The sequence below is a fragment of the Corynebacterium gallinarum genome, assembly GCF_014837045.1.
Classification (GTDB): domain Bacteria; phylum Actinomycetota; class Actinomycetes; order Mycobacteriales; family Mycobacteriaceae; genus Corynebacterium; species Corynebacterium gallinarum.
Genome location: NZ_JACSPR010000003.1, coordinates 142,964 through 159,117, shown reverse-complemented (window position 1 = coordinate 159,117; position 16,154 = coordinate 142,964). Strand labels below are relative to the sequence as shown.

Here is a 16,154-nt window from a genome sequence, read left to right as displayed (position 1 = left end):
ACCTGGTTTCCCACAGCTGTTCCCACAACCCTGATCCGGTCGATGGCAGCGGGAGCCTGCAGATGGCCGGTAGTGGCAGCTGTAGAGCTACCGGGAACCCCACTGGTACGTTAAGCTCGTAGAACGAACGTACCGGTTGTTTGACCCCCCCAAACGACGTTGAAGATGAAGGTGTAAGCACGTGCCCAAGGCAAAAGTTACCAAGAACTCGATCGCGCCGGTCTCCAGCAACCCCAGCGCCAACCGCACCCCGGTGAAGATCAACTCCACCGGCACACCCATGTGGTACAAGGTCATCATGTTCGGCTTCATGCTGCTCGGACTCCTCTGGCTGATCGCCAACTACCTCGTCGGCCCCCAGATCCCCTTCATGAACGAACTGGGCGCCTGGAACTACGGCATCGGCTTCGGACTGCTCATCATCGGCCTGCTGATGACCATGGGCTGGCGTTAACCCCCCTACAGCTTCAGGCCCCTCTGACCGGGTGCCACCGCGGATGACCCCCGCGGTGGCACCCGGTTTTTTGCTGTCCCCTCCATAAGCGGAATGCGGGTCGTGTGGGGGCCGGGGCCCTGAGGGGTACCCGGGGCGGCAGCATGGACCGGAGCGGATCCTTGAGGGGAAAACGGGCATCGGGAGTGGGAAAGCGTGGTGCACGGGCCTGAGAATAGTGGGTTTCGGTTCCCCTCCACCCCTGAAAGACGGTGTAGTTTTTGTAATTACATAATTGAACTGGTGTGCCTGTTGAACCTCACAGGTGATGTTCGATTCAATATCCGGTGTGAACTGCGGATATATTCCGCTTACCTATCATTCAGGGCCTCCTGCTTTTGTCGAACACATAGCCTATTAATTCTTTTCCACGTCCTGCAGCAAACCCTCCTCAACAGGTGGGAAAGTTATCCACAGCCACAGCGAGTTACACACATGTAATTGTGGATAACTGTAAATGGTGGCTCGGGAGAAAAGTTATCCACAGGCTGTGGAGAGGTCTGTGGATGGGTGGTCCCGGAAGCCAAGTTTTTGTTATTTCCCGTTCCTCCACAGCCTGTGGATAACTCTGTGAACAGTTTCCACGGGCGCGGTATCTGTTCGAATAGCACAGGTCATTTACCGGGTTTTTCAACCATAACCCCATGTTCGAACGACAAACGCGCTGTTCAGCACAATCGAATTACAAGAATGTGACTATCCACAGTGTGGATAACATCTGTGGATAAGTCTGGTGATTGTCGTTTCTTCACATTATCCACAACAGGTGTGGAATTCAATGTGGGATGATGAACCGTTGATGTGCGCAAAGTTAAATCTTGTCATTTCACATCGTGTGCATAACCCTGCCCCTGGGGATAAAAAGATGCTGGGCGCTTCCAGTACGAAGGAAGCGACCAGCATGTGATGAACTTTGTTAAACGGGGGTGGATTAGGCCATATTTCAGGGGTAGGGAATGCCCAGGAAGAGCACCACGATGACCACTACCAGCCCACCCAGGGCGATGATCCACTGGGTCCGGCGGGTCCGAGCACGGACCATGGGCCACACCAGCAGCGCACCCGTAATCAATCCTCCCAGGTGGCCCCACAGGGAGACATTGACGGCCAGGAAGGTGTAACCGATGTTGACGGCGATCAGTGCCAGCGGGGCACGCAGGTCCGCCCCGCGGAGGTAGAACAGGCCCACCAGGATGGACATCATGGCGTAGACGGCACCGGAGGCACCGGCGGTGGGGCTGAGCGGATCAAACCACACCACCGCGGCAGAGGCGCCGATACCACCGACGAAGTACATGACGGTGAACAGTGCCGGTCCGAAATAGTTCTCGATCTCACGTCCCAGCAACCAGAGCAGCACGAGATTGAGGAGCATATGGCCGGGTCCGATGTGGAGGAACATGCCACCGATGGCCCGGAGAGCTCCGATGCCGTCGGTCATGGCCGGCGCCCAGAGGATCCAGCTATCCGCCAGGGGGCTGTCCCAGAGGTTGTTTTGCACCGATCGGGACTGGATGGCGGTGATGAGGTAGACCGCGATGACGACCAGCGAGATGGTGGTGCTGGCCGGTGCCTGGCGGTAGATATCTGTCGTTTTCACTGTGGGGTGTCTCCATAACAGTGTCTGCATGAAGGGGTGGGGACAAAAATCAGGCCCCGCCAGTAGCTGGCGAGGCCTGATCGATAAGGGAAAACCCTTGAGAACCTACTTGATGATCTCGATGGACTCGATGACAACCGGCTCGGTTGGGCGGTCCATGCGGTCGGTCGGGGTGGTGCCGATGGCGTCGACGACCTTCTGGGACTCCGGATCGGTGACCTCACCGAAGATGGTGTGGGCGTTGTTGAGGTGCGGGGTCGGGGTGGTGGTGATGAAGAACTGGGAACCGTTGGTGCCCGGGCCTGCATTCGCCATGGCCAGCAGGTAGGCGCGGTCGAAGCGCAGCTCCGGGTGGAACTCGTCGCCGAAGTTGTAACCGGGGCCGCCACGGCCGGTGCCGGTTGGGTCGCCGCCCTGGATCATAAAACGGTCGATGACGCGGTGGAAGACGGCGCCGTCGTAGAACGGGCCCTCCTGGGAGCCGGATGCGTTGGCGGTCTTGTATTCCTTGGTGCCCTCGGCCAGGCCGATGAAGTTGTCCACGGTCTCAGGGGCGTGGTTTCCGAAGAGGTCGATGGAGATGTCTCCACGGTTGGTGTGCAGGATAGCGGTTGCGGTCTTCAAAGTCATGGAAACCACTATAACCCCAACCAAGCGTCCGCATGTTTCACTAGTCTGGGGTTTTAGAAAATGCTTCCGAGCAAAGGAGAACATTAAATGAAGACTCTTAGCGCAGCAGCGATGGGACTGTCCGGTGCCCGTGCGGCATATAAGGCCTACTCGAATTACAAGAACGAGACCAAGAACAAGGCGTATGACGCATTGTCGTCCGCGGCGGAGAACTACGGCCCGAAGGCCGAGGACGCCATGGAACAGGCCCGGGACAAGTATGACGAGTCCATGAAGAAGGCCGGCGAGGTCACCAAGGCTGCCCGTGCCCGCCTGGAAAAGGCCATCGCCGCAGCAGAGGAGAAGGGCGACAGCGCCCTGCCGGAACTGCGGTCCAAGAACAAGAAGCTCAGCCGCAAGGTGCGTCGCCAGGCAGCGAAGCAGGAGAAGAAGTTGAACAAGAACGACAAGGACAGCCACTGGGTGCGCAACCTGGCGCTTCTCGCGCTGACCGCCTCCGGTGTCGCAGCACTGGCCTACGCCCTGATGAACAAGGACAAGAACACCCCGGGCACCACCCCACCACGGGTCCAGGACGAGGAGCAGACCCCGGTGCAGGAGGCTGTCGACGGCGATGACGCCGCAGCCGCAGACGAGCCGGTGCTGGTGTACTCCACCGAAACCGGTGATGATGCCGCAGCCGAGGTCCCTGCAGATGACGCGGTGGAGAACCTCGCCTCCGAGCTCGAGGCCGACGCCGCCGGCGATGCAGACCTCGCAGCAGATGCCGCTGACGTGGCAGAGCCCACCGCGGATGCCGCAGACGAAACCCCCGAGGATGTCGACGCCCTCCTGGAGGACCTCTCCGACGCAGAGACCATCCAGGCCGAGGCCGACGCGGTCCAGGCTGAATACGACGCCAAGAACGCCCCGCAGCGCGAGCAGAGCGACAAGGATAAGTAAGACACCTGGGAGTCACCCCTCCTGAACGACCAACAGCCACTCCCCTCATCGGGAGTGGCTGTTGTGTTTTCCCAGGTTATTAAGCCAGTTACTCTCCGGCGGGAACAGCGATCTCGAGATGCGCCAGGGTGTGCATGAGATCGAGGAACTTCTCGGGAGTCAACCCTGCCTCCATCACGGCCTGACGGGCGGCGTTCTCCAGAGTGGCCACACTGCTGTGCACCTGATCATGGACATCCCTACCGCGGTCGGACATGAAGACCACAACCTTGCGCCTGTCCACGGGGCTGGCCTCGCGATATACCAGCGCTGCTGATACGAGCTTGTCCACGGCGCGGGTCAAGGTCGCACCCTGACACCCCGATGCCGCGGCGATTTGGGTCATGGCTGCACCATCGTTCCGGGTGACGGCCTCAAGAACCATCCATTCATCCAGGGTGAAGTTGTGCTGTGCCACGACGGTGCCCAGCAATGCGGTGAGTGTTTTCGCCTCCTGCACCGCTATTGTGACTAGTGACTCAGAAATGTTGGTAATGTGATCTGGATCAGCACGCGAGTCGCGCTGATTCTCCCGGGTTTGCATCAGTGGACTCCTCACACACGGTGCCAATCTGGCTGGAACATCAGTCACCTGCAAGTTTAGTAGAATCCTTCCACTTTAAACATTTGAGAATGGTTAATTTTCGGATTCAATAATTTCATCTGTGGTCAGCGCAGCGGATGACCTGAAGCCCCTCCGTCGCGTAACCGTCTTCCCCCTTCACACCCCGAGGCGACCATCCCGAGGAGGTTTACCACCGTGTCCCCCACATCCAATCGTCGTCCCCTCACATTCCTGAACCGGGATTCCCCCCGTGGTGATGTCTACCGGATCGGCATGCTTGTCCCCTTCCAGGGGCCTGCGGGTATCTTCGGGCCCTCCTGTGTGGCGGTGGCGGAGCAGGCGAAGATCGAACTGAATGCTACCTCGGGCATCGGTGGCCGGGAGATTGAACTGGTATATATCGATGGTGGCCGGGATCCGGATACCATCACCCGTGAGGTGGCGGCCCTGGTTCAGGGCGGTGGCATTGATGCCATCACCGGTTGGCATATCTCCTCCATCCGGAAGAAACTGGTGCCGGTCCTCCGCAACCGGATCCCCTATATCTACACCTCACTGAGCGAGGGGGATGTGCCCAACCCCGGGGTGTTCCTCGCGGGTGAGGATCCCGAACAACAGATCTTCCCCGCCCTGAAATGGCTGCGGGAACATTTGGGGCACCGCAGTTGGTATGTGGTGGGTGCTTCCTATATCTGGCCGGTGAAGTCCCTGGAGAAGACGACTCTGGCGGCGAGTGACCTCGGTCTGAAGATCGTGGGCAGCACGCTCGTTGGTATGGGCGGTGGTGGTGACCCGCTGCTCCCCCGTGCTGTCGCTGCCAGCGGATGTGATGCTGTGCTGATGCTCCTGGTGGGTCAGGATGCCGTGGAGTTCAACCGCAGCTTCACCGACCACGGCCTGCAGAAGACAATCATCCGCTACAGCCCTCTCATGGAGGAGAACATGCTGTTGGCCAGCGGCGTCGATGCCACCGAGAACCTCTACTGTTCCGCATCCTATTTCCGCACGATGACCAGCAGTTCCGCGTTGGATTTCCTGGGAAGATATGTGTCCATCAATGGGATTACCGCCCCGCCCATGAACAACATGGCCCAATCCTGTTACCAGGGCGTCTACACGCTTGCCCACCTGGCACGACGAGGCCGCAGTGTGCGTCTGGAGGATTTCAACCGGATCATTGATGATCTGGAATTCGACAGTCCCCGCGGGATCATCAGATTCCGGAACAATCAGGCCATCCAACCGGTGAGTATCGCCCGGGCCGAGGGGTTTGATTTCAATGTGCTCAGCACCCTCACCCCTCATCTAGAGCATTAATGACAGTGCGGGTACCACCACAGCGACAGGGGCCAGGATCAGCCCGAAGAGGATGAAGGTCCGCCACCTGATCTGTACACCTGCCCGGAGAAGCTGATCGTGCCAGAGCAGGGTGGCCAGGGAGGCCCACGGGGTGATGATGGGCCCGGTGTTCACGCCGATGAGCAGGGCGAGGTATTCCTGCGTGGTGGTGACGGCGGGTTCCAGCGCCAGGAAGGCGGGGATGTTGTTGAGGAGGTTCGCGGCTACCGCACCGGTGGTGGCGATGGTGAGGGGGGTGGCGTCGTCAAGCATGGCCTGGACCAGCTGCGCACCGCCGAGCACGCTGACGGCGGTGGCCACGGTGGACATCGCTGTGGCCAGCAGCAGCGACGGCCAGGGAATGAGGTGGACGCGGAGGAGGTCAGGGCGTTTGATCCCCGCGAGCACCACCATGACCACCGCCGCCACGCTGCTGGACAGCCAGTACGGGATCGGGGACGCGAGGGCCGGCAGCAGCAGACCGAGGGTGATCAGGGAGGGACGCAGCAACGGGTCAGCCGTCGGTTGTTCCCGGCGGGGGCGATCGGCTGTGGTGCTGGTGACGCGTTCCGGCAGGCAGTTGATCAACAGGGCGGCACCCATTGCAATGCCGGTGGCGATGGTGGCTGGGACCCAGGCAGCGGTGATGTAGTCGAGCTCGGAGGCGAAACCACCACCGGATAGCGCCAACAGGTTGGTCAGGTTGGAGACCGGCAGATGCAGGGAGGCGATATTGGCGATCCACACCACGGCGAAGGCCACCGCCATGAGATTGAGACCGTTGCGCCTGGCCACCGCGATGGCCAGGGGTGTCAGCAGAATGGCGGTGGTGTCCAGGGAGAGGAACACCGTCACCACGATGCTGATGAGGATCAACCCCGACCAGAGAGCTTGTCGACGCGCGCCCGCCCTCACCGGGGCCACTGTCTCCAGGGCGCGGGTCACCGCGTCGAAGACGCCCACTTGGGCGGCGATATTGACCACCACGGACATGCCGGTGACAAAGGCGAAGATCGGCACGAGTCGACCGAACAGTGTGTAAGCCTCCGCCGCATCGGCGGAGACAAGCGCGATGGTGGCAACAACCGTTGCCACCATCGCGATGAGATTAACCCGTTGGCCCATGACTGTTTATAGTGGCACAGCCACGGATCCGGCGGACTCGCTGCTCTCCGTCTCCTCCCGGTTGCGGAAGAAGAACACCGAAACCACGTAGATCGCCGCAACACTGATCTGCACCATGCCGACGACCACGGGTGAGGTGGTCTCCCAGGAACCGCCGATCATCATCAGGGCCGGGATGGTGGCGGTGGTGAAACCCTGCAGTATCGCCAGGATGCCGGCAGATGGTGTCCACCATGCCCCCGGCACGATCAGCGCCAGGAAAAACGAGATGAACAACAGTGCCCAGGATGCCCACAACCAACCCATCTGTGGGGCTGCCCCGTCGGAGAAATTGATCATGGCCAGGACCGTGGCAATGATTGCCGCCCATCCGCAGTACCACCCCAGCGCCCTGCCGGATCCTCCCAGTAGGGAGTTCAATGCCACCGTGAGATAGGTGAAACCGAACAGCGCGAAGCCGACTGCGCCGAAGGTTGTGGTGGCAGAGGTGGGTGAATCCGGTTCCACAGATGCCACCAGCAACAGCGCGGCGAGGACAAGGGTGGATCCGGCAAGAAGGTTGATGGGTATCGCGGCTCTGCCATCAACACGACCGAGGAACACCAAGCCGTTGACAAGAAGCACCGCGCCGACAAAAAGCAAAGCCACATTAGACATGCTCTCGCTCCATGGGTCTTGTGAGGATGGGGATGACACGTGGCACCGGTGGGGTGGGGACAAACAGTGTGATCACTGATAACCGGCCGCCCGGGGCCACGTGAGCATGGGATTTTCTATGCGGTGGCGGTGGCACCCACCGGAGCACGCTTACCCTCCATCGGGTTGGTGGCCTCGATGATGGATCCCACCTTGAGCACGCGGGCTTCGTCGAAGGCACGACCGATGATCTGAAGGCCGATCGGAAGACCATCGGTCAGTCCGACCGGGACGGTCATGGCCGGCAGACCGGTGAGGTTGCTCGGGCCGGTGAAGCGGATGAAGTTGTCGATGAGATCCACATCCTGACCATTGAGCTTGGCGGTCGGTGACCCGATATTGGGTGCCATGACCGGCAGGGTCGGTGCGATGATGACATCGACGTCCTGGAGCGCCGCGGTGAACTCCTGCTTGATCTGTCGACGTGCCTGCTGGGCCTGGAGGAAGTCCACACCGGAGAACAACTCACCGAGTTCGAAGAGGAAACGGATGTCCGCGCCGAAATCATCGGGACGATTCTGCAGATCACGGTGGTGGATGGCTGAGGCCTCAGACAGACTGGTCGCCAGTTCGGTCCACTCACTGATCGCCAGGCTGGGGATCTTGACGGTCTTGAGGGTGGCACCCTGGCTGACCAGGTCCTCAATCTGCCTGCGCACCGCCTGCTCGATGGGTGAGTCGACATCGCGGAAGAAGTAGTCCTCCTCCACTCCGATGACCAGATCCCTGGCGTCCCCTCCCAGATCGGCGGAGTAATCCGGAACCGGGACATCAACGGCGGTGGGGTCACGGTGGTCGAAGCCTGCGATGGCCTGGAGTGTGGCGGCGGCATCAGCGACGGACTTGGACATCGGTCCGATGTGGTCCAGGGTCCAGGCCAGTGGGTAGCAGCCGTATTTGGCCACGCGGCCGTGGGTAGGTTTGAGTCCCACCAGGCCACAAGCTGCGGATGGGATACGGATCGAACCTGCGGTGTCGGTGCCGAGCGTGGTGAAGGACGCGTCGGAGGCCACCGCTGCTCCGGAACCGCCACTTGATCCACCGGGGACCTTGTCCGTGTTCCACGGATTCTGCACGGAACCGAAATGCGGTGAGTTGTTATCGATACCCCACGCATATTCGTGCATGTTGAGTTTTCCAGTGAGGACGATACCCGCCTCACGCAGCTTCTTCACCACCGAGGCATCATCCTGGGATACGAAGTCGCGGTGGATCTTGGAGGCCATGGTGGTGACCTCCCCGCCGACATAGATGTTGTCCTTGATGGCCATCGGGATGCCGTGGAGGGGGCCGCGGTAGTTGCCACCGGCGATCTCCTCCTCGGCGGCCTTGGCCTCCGCCAGGGCTGCGTCATCGCGGAAGGAGATGTAGGCGTTGGTTGTCTCATTGACCTCATGGGCGTGATCCAGAAGCGCCTGGGTGAGCTCCACCGGGGAGACTTCCTTGGCCTCGATCAGTTTGCCCACCTCGGTGGCAGTCTTGTTGAGCAGTTCCTTAGCCATTGTGATCTCCTCCCGGGAGGTTGCGCAGCGCAATATCCGCGTCGTCGAGGTTGATGTTGTCCAGATTTGCCTTGAGCTGTTCGATCTCAGCCCACTTGCTCTCGAGCTTCTGCAGATGTTCCTCGCTGGGGTGGATACCCTTCAGCGCGAGTAGATCCTTCACTGACACACTCATCAGATCTCCTTGTTCAGGGGTGGTAGAACGTTATGGGGCTTGGATGGGACATCCCGGTAGGGCCGGGAAAAGTCGGGGAGCTTGGGGAGGCTGTGGACCCGACCTGAGGTCTCAGATTTAAGACCATGTGAATTAGTTCCATTTGGAACTAATTCAGAGCATATGTGATCCAGGTGACATTGGCAAGGGGGTGTGGTGGTTTCCGGGAGATCAATTTTCTGCCCCCGAGACATGACAAAACCCCGCGTTCCCCTCCGGAGAGGGAAACGCGGGGCTGTCCTCGGAGTCCTTGACCGGGCCTACCGCTGCAGCTCGTGGCTGAGGGAGTCCAGTTCGCCGCCACCGGCCATCTGGAGGGTGAGTTCCTCCAGAGTGACCTTGTCGCGGGGAACGTCGAGGACCTGCCTACCCAGGTTGAGCAGGATAAAATGGTCACCCACCAGGTGTGCATGGTGGGGGTTGTGGGTGATGAAGATGACGCCGATGCCACGGTCGCGGGCGGCAGCGATGAAACGCAGGACCATGCCGGACTGTTTCACGCCGAGGGCGGCGGTGGGTTCGTCGAGGATGAGCACGCGGGCACCGAAGTAGATGGCGCGGGCGATGGCGACCACCTGGCGCTGACCGCCGGAGAGTGACGCGACGGGGACCTCGACGTCGTGAAGCTCAATGCCCATCCCACGCAGCTGCTCGTCGGTGATGCGACGCATCTCATCCTCACGCATCCGGCCGAGGCGGCCGGTGAGTTCCTGGCCGAGGAAGAAGTTGCGCCACACACTCATCTGTCCGACCACGGCGAGGTCCTGGTAGACGGTGGCGATGCCGGCGTCGAGGGCGTCACGGGGGGAGGTGAAGTCCACGGGTTCACCGTCGACAAGCATGGTGCCGGCGCTGGCGGGGTGCAGGCCGGACAGGATCTTGATGAGGGTGGATTTGCCCGCACCGTTGTCACCGAGCACGCAGGTGACGGCCCCGGCGCGCACCGACAAGGTGATGTCGCTCAGCGCGCTGAATGCGCCGTAGTTCTTGGAGATGCCCTCCAGGCGGATCAGTTCTGTCATGACCGCTCCTTGTTGAAGCGGGCGAACCGGTTATTAGTGATCACGGCGAACAGCAGCATGCCGCCGAGGAAGAACATGAACCAGTCGGGGTTCCAGCCGGCGTAGACGATGCCCTGGTTGGTCATGCCGAAGATGAGTGCGCCGATCATGGTGCCGATGACGGTGCCGCGTCCACCGGTCATGGACACGCCACCGATGACGGCGGCGATGATGTAGAGGAACTCATTGCCCACGCCCTGGCCGGCCTGGATGGAGTCGAAGGTGAACAGGTTGTGCATGCCCAGGAACCAGGCGGCGAAACCGATGAACATGAACAGGGTGATCTTCACGCGCTTGACGGGAACACCGACCGCGCGGGCGGCCTCCTGGTCACCGCCGACGGCGAAGATCCAGTTGCCGAAGCGGGTCTTGAACAGCAGGTAGGTGCCCAGAGCCACGAACAGGATCCACCAGAAGACGGTGATGCGGATGTTCACGCCGAAGATGGGGATGGAGCTGGCGAACACCGCACGCGCGGAGGGGAAACCCTCCATGTCGGCGATGGTCGGGGTGGCCACGGCCCCCGCAACGAGCTTGGTCAGTGCCAGGTTGAGGCCCTGCAGCATGAGGAAGGACGCCAGGGTGATGAGGAAGGAGGCGATCCTCGTCTTCACCACCAGGTAGCCGTTGAAGAAACCGATGGCCAGGGAGATCACCAGTGCCAGCAGTGCGCCCACCCAGGTGTTGAGCCACAGGTTGTAACTCAGCATGGAGGCGGCCAGTGCGGCGGTGGTGACGGCGACACCAGTGGACAGGTCGAATTCATCACCGATCATGAGCAGGCCCACGGCGATCGCCATGATGCCGATGGTGGAGCTGGCATACAGCACGGTGGCCATGGCATCCCAGGAGCGGAACGCCGGGGCGACGATCATGAAGAAGGCGAAGATGATGACCGCGCCGAGCAGACTGGTCAGCTCGGGGCGGCGGATGAGGCGGGTGAGCAGGTTGTCACCGCGCGCCGCCGCGGCAGGAGATTCAGTAACCGGGGTACTCATCGCAGACCTGCCTGTGCCGCGTCGGCGATGATGTCCACGTTACTGACATCGACGAAGCTGGGTCCGGTGTAGACGGGGCGACCGCCGCCGACGGTGGTGCCGTTGCGGTGCGCGAGCCACAGGGCATCCACCGCCAGGTAACCCTGGAGGTAGGGTTGCTGGTCGATGGCGAAGGCGATGTCACCATTCTGGATGGCGGCGACCAGGGCGGCGTTGGTATCGAAGGTTCCGATGGAGACTTCCGCACCGGCGCCCCCGGCGGCCTGCACCGCGGTCAGGGCCACGGGGGCGACCAGGCCCATCACCCAGTCGATGCCGGGGTCCTGGGCCAGCTTGGCCTGCAGGGTGGACTGCACGGCGGTGAGGTCCATGCCGTTGACATAGAGGGTCTCCACCTTCCCGGCGCCACCCATGCCGTCGGCGACACCACCGCAGCGGGCCTCCTGGGAGGAGTTGCCCTGTTCGTGGATGACGCACAGGACGTGTTCCGCACCATCGTCGGCAAGCCGCTCACCGGCGAGTTCACCGGCCACGCGTTCCTCCTGGCCGAAGAAACCGCTCAGGCCGTAGTCCTGGTAGGTGTCCATGCCGGCGTTGAGGCCGACCACGGGGATACCGGCGTCCACGGCCTTCTGGGCGGTGGGTCCGAGCGCCTGGGCGTTCGGCATGGTCACGGCAATGCCGTCCACATTGGCGTCGATGGCGGATTGGATGAGGTTGGCCTGGTTGGGCACCTCGGGGTCGGCGGAGTAGCGCAGTTCGATGTTGTCTTTTTGCGCGGCATCTTCTGCACCCTTGCGCACCAGATCCCAGAAGGTGTCACCGGGTGCGCCGTGGCTGATCATGGACACCACCAGGCGTGGGGTGTCCACGGTTCCGCCACCACCGCTCCCGTCGTTGTCTGTGGGGCGGGGGGCACCGCCGGTGGCTGAGCATCCGGTCACGGCCAGGGCCAGTCCGAGCACAATCGCAGCAGTTCTAATTAGTCTCACCTACGTAAGTCAACGCAGGTCAGGGGCCCAAGTCAAACATCTGACCAGTGTGGTTAATCGATTCAGATGGTTCTTACTGGGGTTTAACCGGCGGTGGTGGAGCGGGCGATGACGGAGCAGGGGGCTTCCATCGCAGTGAGGTGATCGTCGAAAAGCATCCGTGCGCACAGCACCCCCTGGTCGCGCAGGGACTGGCGCACCGTGGTCAGTCCGTGTTGCTTTGCGACGGGCCCGTCGTCCCACCCGGTCACCGTGATCGCGCCGGGTACCGCGCGCCCCGAGGCGCGGATGACGGGCAGCGCGCCGAGCGCGATCTGGTCGCTCATGCAGATCAGGGCGTCGGTGGCGGGGTGGTGCAGCAGGAGCTTATCGACGCCCTCATGCGCCTCATCACCATCGTTCCGCCCCAGAAACAACACCGGCACATCCGCCCAGTTCAGGCAGGCCTCCTCAACCGCCGCGCGGTAACCCTCCAGCCTGCGGCGGTGCACCTCGAAGGTGATGGCCTGCGGATCCGGCCCATAACGCAACGCCTGCGTGCGGTGCTGCGCCTCCGGCAGGGCGATGATCGCCGGATGCTGACGCCCGTGGAGCGCCAGGCGCGCGACCCCCCGGGCAGCAGTGGTGTCATCCAGATGCACCAGACCCCAACCCTCCCGCGCCGGGCCACCACTGACCACCACGGGCTGACCGGTTTCCTCCAGCGCACTGAGCAGGGGGTTGTCATCCGAGGTCGCCCACACGATATACCCGGCCACATCCATCGACAGGATGCGCGCGGAATCCTTCGGCCCCTCCTCACCGGTCACCGGGATCATGGTCATACCCATCCCACGGGTCACACACTCACTGGCCACACCGGAGAGGAAGGCGGACGCCACCGGATCATCAAAGGCATAGGTGAGATGTTCACCCAACACGATCCCGATCTGCAACGGCGCACCCCGACGCAGCGCCGACGCGGTGGGGTGGGGGCGTCGATAACCGATCTCATCAGCCGTCGCCAGCACCCGTTCCCGGGTGTGTGCCGCCACGCGGTCGGGGTGGTTGTAGGCATAGGAAACCGTCATCACCGACACACCGGCAGCCTCGGCGACATCGGCCATGGTGGGATGTTTGCGCCGGGGCCGGCGGGGAAGAGGTTGTGGCTGGGGTGTTGGCTGGTCCTGGGGAGTGGGCATGAGCAGGTCTTCCGGGGTGGGCAGTTGCGGCTGTGTATCGATAAAACACGTGGTTTTAACGATACACAGGCAGGCTTGGAGCTTTGGCCTGGGATGGCCTCGGTGTGGGTGTTCCCTCAGTGAGGTGACAGAAGGGTTGTCAGTGTAGAAAGTGAGGGCCTCAGTGTAGAAACTGACGCTCTCAGTGTGGAAAGTGAGGGCCTCAGTGTTCTACAGTGAGCGCTTTCTGGCGGGTATACTTGCCCGCATGCATCTGTATTTCCTGTAACGGCTGAGTCTGCTGACCGCTCTCGTTGAGTTTCTCCGAGCCTGCGGAAGCCACTCGTTCTGACCCTCATCGGGTCGCCGTCATCTCGCGTGCCCATCCGCCGATACCTGTGGTGTGGGGTGCGCCTGTGTAAAAGGACTAAAAATGCATACCGCTATTCGCCGTCTTCCCGCGCGCGCCCGCGCGCAACTCACCGCCTCCGACGTATCAGTCATGAGAGGCACCAACCCTGTTCTCAATCATGTTGATCTCATCCTCACCCCGTCGTCACGCGTGGCGATCGTCGGTGAGAACGGACGGGGAAAATCAACACTGCTCCATGTGCTCGCCGGCACCCTCATTCCCGATAATGGCACCGTGCAGTGCATCGGCACGATCGGGGTGGCCGAGCAGGAAATGGACACCTCCGACCAGCGCACCGTCGGCGAGGTCATCGCCCAGGCCATCGCCGAACCGCTTGCCGCGCTGACGCGACTCGAGGCTGCAGGCCACCTGCTTGCCGACGGAACAGAGAACGCCACCGCAGAATATGCAACCGCACTAGAACACGCCGAGGCTCTCGATGCCTGGGATGCTGAACGACGCGTGCAGATCGCCCTCGAGGCACTCGACGCGGAAACAGGCACCGCCCGCCCTCTGGCGGAACTGTCGGTCGGTCAGCGTTACCGGGTGCGCCTGGCCTGCCTCCTGGGTGCCGACGATGATTTCCTTCTGCTCGACGAACCCACCAACCATCTCGATCGTGGTGGACTCGACTTCCTGACCGCCCAGCTCCGGTCCCGCAATGGCGGGGTGGTGATCGTCAGTCATGACAGAGCACTCCTGTCGGACTTCGCAGACACCATCGTCGACCTTGATCCCACCCAGGACCATCGCCCGCGGATCTACGGAAATGGTTATGCAGGTTACCGGGAGGGGCGCGCGGCCGAACGGGAGCGCTGGGAGCAGCAGTACAACAAACAGCAGGAGGAACGATCCCGCCTGCAGGATGATCTCAGCGCAGCCCAGAACCGGCTCATCTCCGGGTGGCGGCCAGGTAAGGGAACCAACAAGCACGGCCGGGCCACCCGGGCGGGTGGTCTCGTGCAGAATGTCCACCGACGACGCGAAGCCCTTGAGGCCCACGCCATCACGGTTCCTGAACCGCCCCTGGTCTTCCGTTTCCCGGAACTGCCCACCCGGACCGGTGTGACGTTGTTGAGTGTGGAGAATGTCAGCGTCAGCGGGCGATTGCAGGGCCCGGTGTCGTTCTCACTATCGCGGGGTGGTCGGCTCGTGGTGACCGGACCGAACGGGGCCGGGAAATCCACCCTGCTCAGGGTCGCCGCTGGTGAACTCGCACCGGATACCGGAGTGGGGCGGACAGCCGACGGGATCCGGGTGGGACTCCTCCGCCAGGAATCACATCTCCCCTTTGATCGGCGGGCCAGCGAGGTCTACAACACCCACCTCAGTGCACTCGTCAGCGCCGGGGTAGTCCCTCCCTCGGAGGCCACCGGCATCTCCCAGCTCGGATTGTTGAAACCACCGGAACTGGATAAGCGGGTGAGCGAGCTGTCAATGGGCCAGCAACGACGCCTCGACCTGGCGCTCGTCCTCGCCGCACGTCCCCACGTGCTGCTTCTCGACGAACCGACCAACCACCTCTCCATCACGCTTGTCGACGAGCTCACCGACGCCCTTACCTCCACCCAGGCAGCTGTTGTCCTGTCCTCCCATGACCGGCAACTCCTGCGTGATGTGCAGGACTGGCCGAGCATCAGTCTGTCGCCAGTGACCGATAACGCGATGCCGGGTTAATCCGGAAGGAAACAGCGTGCACTCCCCCGGGTGCGCGCAACAAAAAACCACCTCAGGACTTTAGATCCTGAGGTGGTTATCTTGTGGAGCATAGGAGAATCGAACTCCTGACATCCTGCTTGCAAAGCAGGTGCTCTACCAACTGAGCTAATGCCCCATGTTCCTGGTGGGCCTAGCAAGAATCGAACTTGCGACCTCATCGTTATCAGCGATGCGCTCTAACCGACTGAGCTATAGGCCCTGGGAACGAAATAGAACTTTACCCACAGTTCACAAGAGACACAAATCCGCTGGTTAAACCATCTTTTAATGGTCACCAGCGGATGTGTTCCCAGTGTCTGTTCCCGGTCTATGGGTGGGAGTTAGTCGACTTCCTCCTGCAGCTGCACGGTGAGGCCACCGAAGAGGTCGACGATCGCGTTGTAGATGATCGCGGTCAGGGGTGCGAGGATCGCGATGGTGATCGCGGCGATCGCACCCAGGAGCGCGGAGACACTCAGGACGAGCCCGAAGGTGATCGCCTGCTCACCACCGACGCCACCGATGACGTCGTTGACGTTCTGCCAGACACCGGCGGCGTCCAGGCCCACATACAGAACAACCACGCAGATGATCCAGGCGACCAGTCCGATGATGGACAGTGCCAGCGCCACCCGGAAGGTGGACAGTGGTGAGATGCGGGTGATCGTTACGTCTCTGGTTGCCACGTG

Annotated in this window: 16 protein-coding genes and 2 tRNA genes; 4 read left to right on the top strand and 14 right to left on the bottom strand. The window is 61.8% G+C overall.

All coding sequences use genetic code 11. The features are described 5' to 3' along the window. Nucleotides 1-181 precede the first annotated feature (181 nt). Nucleotides 182-454, top strand: a complete 273-nt coding sequence (gene crgA / locus H9627_RS05455; protein WP_191733005.1) for a cell division protein CrgA — start codon at nt 182-184, stop codon at nt 452-454. 982 nt (nt 455-1,436) lie between these two features. On the opposite strand, the gene H9627_RS05450 is transcribed toward crgA, so the two are convergent. Beyond that, nucleotides 1,437-2,123 (bottom strand): rhomboid family intramembrane serine protease, encoded by a 687-nt coding sequence (locus H9627_RS05450; RefSeq protein ID WP_191733004.1) that lies wholly within the window; start codon nt 2,121-2,123, stop codon nt 1,437-1,439. Nucleotides 2,124-2,198: 75 nt separating this feature from the next. Beyond that, on the bottom strand, nt 2,199-2,735 hold the full coding sequence (locus H9627_RS05445) for a peptidylprolyl isomerase (protein WP_318247764.1): 537 nt from the start codon (nt 2,733-2,735) through the stop codon (nt 2,199-2,201). 75 nt (nt 2,736-2,810) lie between these two features. On the opposite strand from H9627_RS05445, the gene H9627_RS05440 reads away from it, so the two are divergent. Then, complete coding sequence (locus tag H9627_RS05440) at nt 2,811-3,665, top strand: hypothetical protein (RefSeq protein WP_191733002.1); 855 nt, start codon at nt 2,811-2,813, stop codon at nt 3,663-3,665. 88 nt (nt 3,666-3,753) lie between these two features. On the opposite strand, the gene H9627_RS05435 is transcribed toward H9627_RS05440, so the two are convergent. Beyond that, entirely contained in the window at nt 3,754-4,164 is a 411-nt protein-coding gene (locus H9627_RS05435; protein WP_318247762.1) for a MarR family winged helix-turn-helix transcriptional regulator, read from the bottom strand. Nucleotides 4,165-4,542: 378 nt separating this feature from the next. On the opposite strand from H9627_RS05435, the gene H9627_RS05430 reads away from it, so the two are divergent. After that, nucleotides 4,543-5,586, top strand: coding sequence for a substrate-binding domain-containing protein (locus H9627_RS05430; RefSeq protein WP_191733203.1), 1,044 nt, complete (start codon nt 4,543-4,545; stop codon nt 5,584-5,586). Here the strand turns inward: H9627_RS05430 and H9627_RS05425 are convergent. The 8 genes from H9627_RS05425 to H9627_RS05390 form a co-directional block, all read right to left on the bottom strand. After that, a complete protein-coding gene (locus H9627_RS05425; protein ID WP_191733000.1) occupies nt 5,575-6,732 on the bottom strand; it encodes an ArsB/NhaD family transporter in 1,158 nt (385 codons plus the stop codon). The genes H9627_RS05430 and H9627_RS05425 overlap by 12 nt on opposite strands. Before the next feature lie 6 nt (nt 6,733-6,738). Further along, nucleotides 6,739-7,389 carry an AmiS/UreI family transporter gene (locus H9627_RS05420; protein ID WP_191732999.1) on the bottom strand — a complete coding sequence of 217 codons (651 nt, stop codon included), beginning with the start codon at nt 7,387-7,389 and terminating at the stop codon, nt 6,739-6,741. A gap of 116 nt (nt 7,390-7,505) precedes the next feature. Further along, nucleotides 7,506-8,930 carry an amidase gene (locus tag H9627_RS05415; protein WP_191732998.1) on the bottom strand — a complete coding sequence of 475 codons (1,425 nt, stop codon included), beginning with the start codon at nt 8,928-8,930 and terminating at the stop codon, nt 7,506-7,508. Continuing rightward, a complete protein-coding gene (locus H9627_RS05410) occupies nt 8,923-9,105 on the bottom strand; it encodes a hypothetical protein (RefSeq protein ID WP_191732997.1) in 183 nt (60 codons plus the stop codon). Before H9627_RS05410 ends, H9627_RS05415 begins: the two co-directional genes overlap by 8 nt. Nucleotides 9,106-9,404: 299 nt before the next feature. Then, nucleotides 9,405-10,166, bottom strand: a complete 762-nt coding sequence (locus H9627_RS05405; RefSeq protein ID WP_191732996.1) for an ATP-binding cassette domain-containing protein — start codon at nt 10,164-10,166, stop codon at nt 9,405-9,407. Continuing rightward, a complete protein-coding gene (locus H9627_RS05400; RefSeq protein WP_191732995.1) occupies nt 10,163-11,203 on the bottom strand; it encodes an ABC transporter permease in 1,041 nt (346 codons plus the stop codon). Before H9627_RS05400 ends, H9627_RS05405 begins: the two co-directional genes overlap by 4 nt. Then, entirely contained in the window at nt 11,200-12,195 is a 996-nt protein-coding gene (locus H9627_RS05395; protein WP_191732994.1) for a substrate-binding domain-containing protein, read from the bottom strand. The genes H9627_RS05400 and H9627_RS05395 overlap by 4 nt, the downstream gene beginning before the upstream one ends. An 83-nt stretch (nt 12,196-12,278) precedes the next feature. Further along, nucleotides 12,279-13,301, bottom strand: coding sequence for a LacI family DNA-binding transcriptional regulator (locus tag H9627_RS05390; RefSeq protein ID WP_191732993.1), 1,023 nt, complete (start codon nt 13,299-13,301; stop codon nt 12,279-12,281). A 487-nt stretch (nt 13,302-13,788) separates the two neighbouring features. Here H9627_RS05390 and H9627_RS05385 point away from each other — a divergent pair, with 487 nt between their 5' ends. Then, complete coding sequence (locus H9627_RS05385) at nt 13,789-15,444, top strand: ABC-F family ATP-binding cassette domain-containing protein (protein WP_191732992.1); 1,656 nt, start codon at nt 13,789-13,791, stop codon at nt 15,442-15,444. Between the two features lie 84 nt (nt 15,445-15,528). Here the strand turns inward: H9627_RS05385 and H9627_RS05380 are convergent. The 3 genes from H9627_RS05380 to H9627_RS05370 all read right to left on the bottom strand — a co-directional run bounded on the left by H9627_RS05380 (nt 15,529) and on the right by H9627_RS05370 (nt 16,151). After that, a tRNA-Ala gene (locus H9627_RS05380) sits at nt 15,529-15,601 on the bottom strand. A gap of 7 nt (nt 15,602-15,608) precedes the next feature. Next, nucleotides 15,609-15,685 (bottom strand) — tRNA-Ile (locus H9627_RS05375). A 121-nt stretch (nt 15,686-15,806) separates the two neighbouring features. Then, nucleotides 15,807-16,151, bottom strand: coding sequence for a DUF3566 domain-containing protein (locus H9627_RS05370; protein WP_191732991.1), 345 nt, complete (start codon nt 16,149-16,151; stop codon nt 15,807-15,809). Nucleotides 16,152-16,154 lie beyond the last annotated feature (3 nt).